Annotated in this window: 4 protein-coding genes; 1 reads left to right on the top strand and 3 read right to left on the bottom strand. The window is 63.7% G+C overall.

Annotated features, from left to right (window positions below; genetic code table 11):
• Positions 1–29 precede the first annotated feature (29 nt).
• Positions 30–1607: an ABC transporter substrate-binding protein gene (locus MRY75_RS07305; RefSeq protein ID WP_292306502.1), complete on the bottom strand. Its 1578-nt coding sequence runs from the start codon at positions 1605–1607 to the stop codon at positions 30–32.
• 102 nt (positions 1608–1709) lie between these two features.
• Here MRY75_RS07305 and MRY75_RS07300 point away from each other — a divergent pair, with 102 nt between their 5' ends.
• Positions 1710–2405: a DUF1028 domain-containing protein gene (locus tag MRY75_RS07300; RefSeq protein WP_292306500.1), complete on the top strand. Its 696-nt coding sequence runs from the start codon at positions 1710–1712 to the stop codon at positions 2403–2405.
• Here MRY75_RS07300 and MRY75_RS07295 read toward each other — a convergent pair.
• Both MRY75_RS07295 and MRY75_RS07290 read right to left on the bottom strand, forming a co-directional pair.
• Positions 2392–3105, bottom strand: a complete 714-nt coding sequence (locus MRY75_RS07295) for an FCD domain-containing protein (RefSeq protein ID WP_292306508.1) — start codon at positions 3103–3105, stop codon at positions 2392–2394. The genes MRY75_RS07300 and MRY75_RS07295 overlap by 14 nt on opposite strands.
• A gap of 145 nt (positions 3106–3250) precedes the next feature.
• Positions 3251–6295 (bottom strand): efflux RND transporter permease subunit, encoded by a 3045-nt coding sequence (locus MRY75_RS07290; protein ID WP_292306499.1) that lies wholly within the window; start codon positions 6293–6295, stop codon positions 3251–3253.
• Between the last annotated feature and the right edge of the window lie 9 nt (positions 6296–6304).

The raw sequence follows: 6304 nt of genomic DNA, 5'->3' as shown, positions 1-6304 counted from the left end.
GTGTCGGACGGGCGAAGCCCGTTCGAAACTCAGTTCTTCACGACGTCATCGAGCAGCAGAAAGAAGGACGGCTGCAACGAGAAATTCTCGACCCGCTCGTTCGTCACCGCGTTCTGTTTCCAGTTCGCGACGAAGACCCAGGGCGCATCCTCCTGCACGATGGCCTGCATCTCCTTGTAAAGCCGCGCGCGCTCGTCCTGATCGGTCGCAACCCGCGCCGCCTCGAGCAGTTCGTCCACCTCGGGGTTCGAATAGTAGCCCGAGTTGAAGCCCCCCTGATCCGGCCATGCGGCGGTGCGCAAGGCAAGGAAAGGCAGCGTGTCGGGATCATTGGTCATCCACGCCATCTCGGCCATGTCCGCCTTGCCCTCCAACCCCGGGTTCACTTCGCCCAGGAACGTGTTCCATTCATAGGTCTCGATGCTCACGTCAAAGCCGACCGCTTCCAGATCCGCCTGGATCGCCGTGCCCATCGCGACGGGGTCCAGCATGCCCGACCCGCCTTCGGTCACGAAGAAGGTCAGCTCGGCACCGTCCGCCCCGGCCTCGGCAATCAGCTCGCGGGCGCGGTCAGGATCGTAGGGATAAGGCTCCAGATCCTCGTTATAGGCCCAGGCAAAGGCGGGCGGCGTCGGGCCTGCGGCAACCTCGGCCGTGCCCTCCAGCACCTCTTGCACAAGGGCCGTCTTGTTGACTGCGTAATTCGCCGCCTGACGCACGCGCTTGTCGGCAAACGGCCCCTCCTTGGCGTTCAGGATCAGGAACCAGACATGCGGTCCGGCCTGCTCGTGGACCGTGTAGGCATCGCCCTGGAATTCCGACAGGGCCACCGGCGGCACCTCGACCATCAGGTCAATCCCGCCCGCCAGCATTTCCGCCGTGCGGGTGTTGGCGTCGGTGATCGGACGGAACACCACAGCCTGCAATTCGGGCGCGCCGTCCCAGTAGTCGGGGTTGGACTCGACCACGACCGCTTCGTTCGACCGCCATTCGACAAAGGTGAAGGGTCCGGTGCCCGACGGGTTGCGGCCGAACTCCGCACCGTGCTCTTCGACGGCAGCGGGCGAGACGATCAGACCCGTCGGATAGGCGAGGTTCGACAGGAACGGCGCGTAAGGCCCGTTCAGCGTGAACCGCACTGTCAGATCATCAACGGCCTCGACAGTCTCGACCGCCGAGAAGAAGAAGGCGAGCGGGAACGGGCCGGTGTCGTGATACGGGTGGTTTTCGTCCAGCATCCGGTCGAAATTGAACTTCACCGCCTCGGCGTTGAACGGGCTGCCATCATGGAAGGTCACGCCCTCGCGCAGGGTGAAAGTATAGACCGTGCCGTCCTCGCTGATCTCCCAATCGGTCGCCAGCGCGGGTTCGACCTCCAGAGTGCCGTCCTTGTAGCGCACCAGCCCGTCATAGACGTTCATCAGGATGCGGAAATCGTTGACCGCCGTCACCGCGGCCGGATCAAGCGCCTTCGGCTCTGCGATCTGCCCGACGATCAGCACGCCCGGGGGTGTCTGGGCCATGGCCGGCGCGACCCCGCCCAGGGTCAACGCCAGTGCGGTGCCCGCGGCCAGAAGGCTGCGGCGAGTGACATTGAAAAGCGACATGGGTGAGTTCCTCTCCTGAAGATCCATTTTTATTTATCATGATAAATTGCATCAGGCCAAATTTTCATGATAAATTCAAGTCCACTGACAACGGAGCCGCTCATGACCCTGTCCATTCTGGCTTTCGATGAAAAAACGGGCGCTTATGGCGGCGCGGCCACCACCGGCAGCCTGTGTGTGGGCGGATGGGTGCTGCGCGGGGATGCCGAATCGGGGATGTCGGCCTCCCAGGGGTCGCTGCCCAGCACCATGTGGGGCACAGACGTTCTGACCCTGATGCGGGATGGCAGCAGCGCCGCCGATGCGGTCGCCACCGTCACCTCTGCCGATCCGGGTCGCGCTGAACGGCAGCTGGCCGCGCTCGATCCGACGGGCGGCACAGGACACTTTACCGGCGACAACAGCATCCCCGTGGCCGAGGCCCGCATCGCACCCAACGTGGTCGTCACCGGCAATCTTCTCGCGGCGCCGGACGTTCTGGATGCGTGTCTGTCGGGGTTCGAAACCGCCGATGGTCCGCTGGACCTGCGCCTTCTGGCCGCGCTCGATGCCGCGTCAGAGGCCGGCGGCGACAGCCGTGGCCTGCTCTCGGCCGCGCTTCTGGTGGTCAGCCGGTCCCGGCCCCCGCTGACCCTGCGCGTCGATTATTCGGAAACGCCGCTCCGGGATCTTCGCGCGCTTCACACCCGCGCCCGGACCGGACTCTATGGCGATTGGGTGCGCCATGTTCCCACGCTGGAGGATCCGCATCGCGCCGTGCCCTTCGAGGCAACGCAGGACCCGATCACTCCGCAATGAAGCGCTTAAGCACTTCGGCCTGCTGATCCTCCATCAGCGCTGCCGCCATTTCCATATGGCTCGCCATGATCCGGCGCGCACTGTCGGCATCGCCCGAGCGCAGCGCCGCGATCAGATCGAGTTGGTGATCCCGACCCCGCTTCCACAGATCATGGTTTGGAGCGGCGTAGAGCCGCTTGTAGACCGTCAGATCGGTCAGAATCTGCGCCATGAACCCGATGAAGAAGCTCAGAAGCGCGTTCTCCCCGAAATCCGACAGCCGCGCATGAAACCGAAGCGAGGCGACGTGCTGCAACCGCTCCTCGCGCGCATCCTTGGCGGGGGCGGCGTAGTGTTCCATGATCGCTTCGAGTTCAGCCAATTGCGCGTCGGTCAGCCTGCCCGCAAGCGATGCGGCCATGGCAGGTTCCAACGCCTGACGGACCGCGTAGATGTCCGCAATCGTGATGTTTTGGAAATAGAAGTAATTCGCCAGCAACGCATGCGCCCGATCCCGCGACACCTTTCCGACGAAACTGCCGCCACCGGGGCCGGTCTTGGTCTCCACCAGCCCCTGCGCCTGCAGAATGCGCATCGCCTCGCGGATCGTGCCCTTGGACATCTGGAAACGGTCGATCAGTTCGGCCTCGCCGGGCAGCCTGTCGCCCGGGGTGAGACCCTGCTCCACCACCCAGTCCTTGATCGCCTCGGCGACGCGCACCGGGCGTGACCTGCGGGGCGGTTTCGGGGCGGGATCGGTGATCTTTTCCGGAGTCATGATGGTCTCGCATGGCGCGGGCGGGGCCAGTCCCGCCAGCCGTGCCATGCAATCAATTTATCATGATCGATACAAGCCCCGCCCTAACCTAAGCCGCCGCCGTCGCCTTTCCGTCACTCCGCTTGAAGAACGCATAGTAGAACACCGGTGCCGCCACGAGCGTCAGGACCGACGCAAAGGCCAACCCGCCCATGATCGTCACCGCCATCGACCGGAAGAAGGCATCCCAGATCAGCGGCAGCATGCCGAGGATGGTCGTCGCCGCAGCCAGCACCACGGGCCGCAGACGCGAGGTCGACGCCTCGACGATGGAAGCCTTCAAGTCCTGATCCGGCTTTTCCGCGCGCACGATGTCGATCTCTTCCACCAGAACGATCCCGTTCTTGATCAGCATCCCCGACAGCGACAGCAGGCCCAACAGCGCGGTGAAGGTGAACGGGAACCCGGTGCCCAGCAGTGCCAGACTGACCCCGTTGACCGACATCGGCACGAGAAGCCAGATGATCAGCGGCTGACGCAGCGCATTGAACAGCAGGACCGAGATCACCACCATGATGATCAGGCTCATCGGCAGCTGCCGCCCAAGGCTCGCCTGCGCATCAGACGAGCTTTCCAGCTCGCCACCCCATTCCATCTTGTAGCCGGGCGGCAGCTCCATTGCTTCGATGGTGTCCGTCACTTCGGTCTGCACCTGCGCTGCCGTCAACCCTTTGACGATATCCGCACCCACGGTGATGGTCAGCAACCGGTCCCGCCGCATCAGCAGCGTGTTCTGCGCTTCGAAGGTCAGCCCGTCCGTCACCTGCTCGAGCGGCAGGAAGGCCCGCGCGTTCTCCGAATAGACCACGTGATCGGTCAGGGCGAGGTCCGCCTCGGGATCGGCGCGCAACACGATGGGAATCTGACGGTCGCCTTCGCGATAGACCGCGGACTCGAGCCCCGTCGTGGCGAACCGCAGGATCGCGGTGATGTCGTCGCGGGTGATCCCCGCCTCCTGCGCTCGGTCGGTGGCGTAGACCGGCTTGAGCACGAGTTCCTGCTCGCGCCAGTCGATGCGTGGGGCGACGATGTTGTCAGACGCTGCAACAAAACGCGCCATCGCCTCGTCCGCCAGATCGCGCAGCACCGTGGCATCCGGCCCCGAGAACCGCACCTGAATCGGATCACCGCCACCAGGACCGAAGGCCAGCCGCTTGGCGCGGAACTCGCCCTGCGGCAGGGTCTGGGCTGCAAAGGTCTCGAGTTCGGCAATCAGCGGCGCGATCTGGTCGATGGTTTCCGTCCGAACAATGATATGGCCATAGCTCGGGTTCGGGTCCTCAGCCTGATAGGTCAGCATGAAGCGGTCCGCCCCCCGTCCGACAAAGGCGGTGGCCGCGACCACGTCGTCCTGCCCGGCCAGCCAGTCTTCGAACACCGTCAGATCGCGCGAGGTCTCGTGGATCGACGCGCCCTGCTCCAGCTTGTAGTGCACGAAGAACAGAGGTGTGTTGCTGTCGGGAAAAAACTGCTGCTTGATCTGACCGAACAGCATGAAGCACACGACCGTGATGCCAACCAGCCCGATGATCACCAGCCACCATGCCTTCAGCGCACCACGCAGCGTGGCCCCGTACATCCGGAAAAGCACCCCGCCATAGGCGTCGTCTTCGGCCCCTTCGGCACCGCGCTTGAAAAAGTAGTGCCCGAGCAAGGGCGTCGCCGTCAGTGCCAGCACCCAGGACAACAGCAGCGAAATGCCGATCACGGCAAACAAAGAGAACAGGAATTCCCCGGTTGCGTCGGGGCTGAGGCCAATTCCGGCAAAGGCCATGATCCCGATCACCGTCGCGCCCAACAGGGGAATCTGCGTCTTGCTCGCCGCCTCGTCCGCCGCCGCGCGCGAGTCCTTGCCGCGCCGCATGGCGATCTGCATGCCCTCGGCCACCACGATGGCATTGTCCACCAGCATGCCCATGGCAATGATTAGCGCGCCCAGGGAAATGCGTTCCATCTCGATGGAAAAGATCGCCATGAAAAACAGCGTCCCGACCACCGTGAGCAGCAGCGTCACCCCGACAACCACCGCCGCACGCCATCCCATGAACAGCGCCAGCACGATCACCACGATGCTCACCGACATGGCAAGGTTGATCAGAAACGCGTTCGAGGCGTCTTCGACGACGACATGCTGCTGGTAGATCGGGTGCAACTCGACCCCCAACGGGATCTGCGGTGCAAGTTCTGCCAGCTTTGCATCGGCGCGATGCCCCACATCGACGATGTTTTCGGAGCCGATCCCGGCAATGCCCAGCGTGAACGCCTCGACCCCGTTGTGCCGGATGATCAGCTCCGGCGTGTCCTCGCGCGCACGGCGCACCTCGGCAAAGTCAAAGAGGTTGAGCACCTCTCCCCCGACGCCAACGGTCAGACCGGCGATTTCCTGGACCGTGTCATACCCATCCGGCCCCTGGATCAGGGTGCGCCCGTCCACAGTCTGGATCGACCCACCATCCACCACCGAGTTGGCCGTGGCCAGCGCCCCCTGTATGGCGGCTGGCGGAATGTTGAGATTGGTGCTCAGAACGAGGTTCGGCTCAACATAGACCACCTCGTTCGGAACGCCAGACAGGGTGACATCGGCCACACCATCCACCGTAAGCAATTCACGGCGCAGGAAGGTGGACAGCTCGTAAATCTCGGCATCGGTAAAGCCGGGAGCAGTGACGGCATAATACATGCCGAAGACATCCCCGAACCCATCATTCACAAAGGGCCGGCCCGTTCCCGACGGCAGGCGCGCCGCATTCACCCGATTGCGCAGCTTGGTCCAGATCTCGGGCAGTTCCTCGCCGTCATAGGTGTCCTTCATGTCCACGCTGATGCGCGACAGGCCCGGCTGGTTGACCGATCGCACTTCCTTGACCTCTGACATCTTCTGGATCTCGGATTCCAGAGGCTCCGTCACCTCGCGCGCGACCTGCGCTGCGCTGGCTCCGGGATATTCCGTGATCACCACGGCGGTCTTGATGGTAAAGGCCGGGTCCTCCAGCCGCCCCAGCGTGAAGAATCCCCAGATCCCTCCGATCAGGGCCGCAAGCATGATCAGCCATGTGACGATGGGACGGTCGATGGACGCTTTTGCGATATTCATGGCGCGCCA

Source organism: Marivita sp., from assembly GCF_022763305.1.
Lineage (GTDB): Bacteria > Pseudomonadota > Alphaproteobacteria > Rhodobacterales > Rhodobacteraceae > Marivita.
The sequence above is the reverse complement of the archived record's forward strand: the minus strand, read 5'-3'. Positions and strand labels throughout refer to the sequence as shown.

What these genes read in the sequence shown, in the direction of transcription:
- MRY75_RS07300 (WP_292306500.1), top strand. Translation starts at nt 1,710, where the DNA reads ATGACCCTGTCCATTCTGGCTTTCGATGAAAAAACGGGCGCTTATGGC.
- MRY75_RS07290 (WP_292306499.1), bottom strand. Translation starts at nt 6,295, where the DNA reads ATGAATATCGCAAAAGCGTCCATCGACCGTCCCATCGTCACATGGCTG.
- MRY75_RS07305 (WP_292306502.1), bottom strand. Translation starts at nt 1,607, where the DNA reads ATGTCGCTTTTCAATGTCACTCGCCGCAGCCTTCTGGCCGCGGGCACC.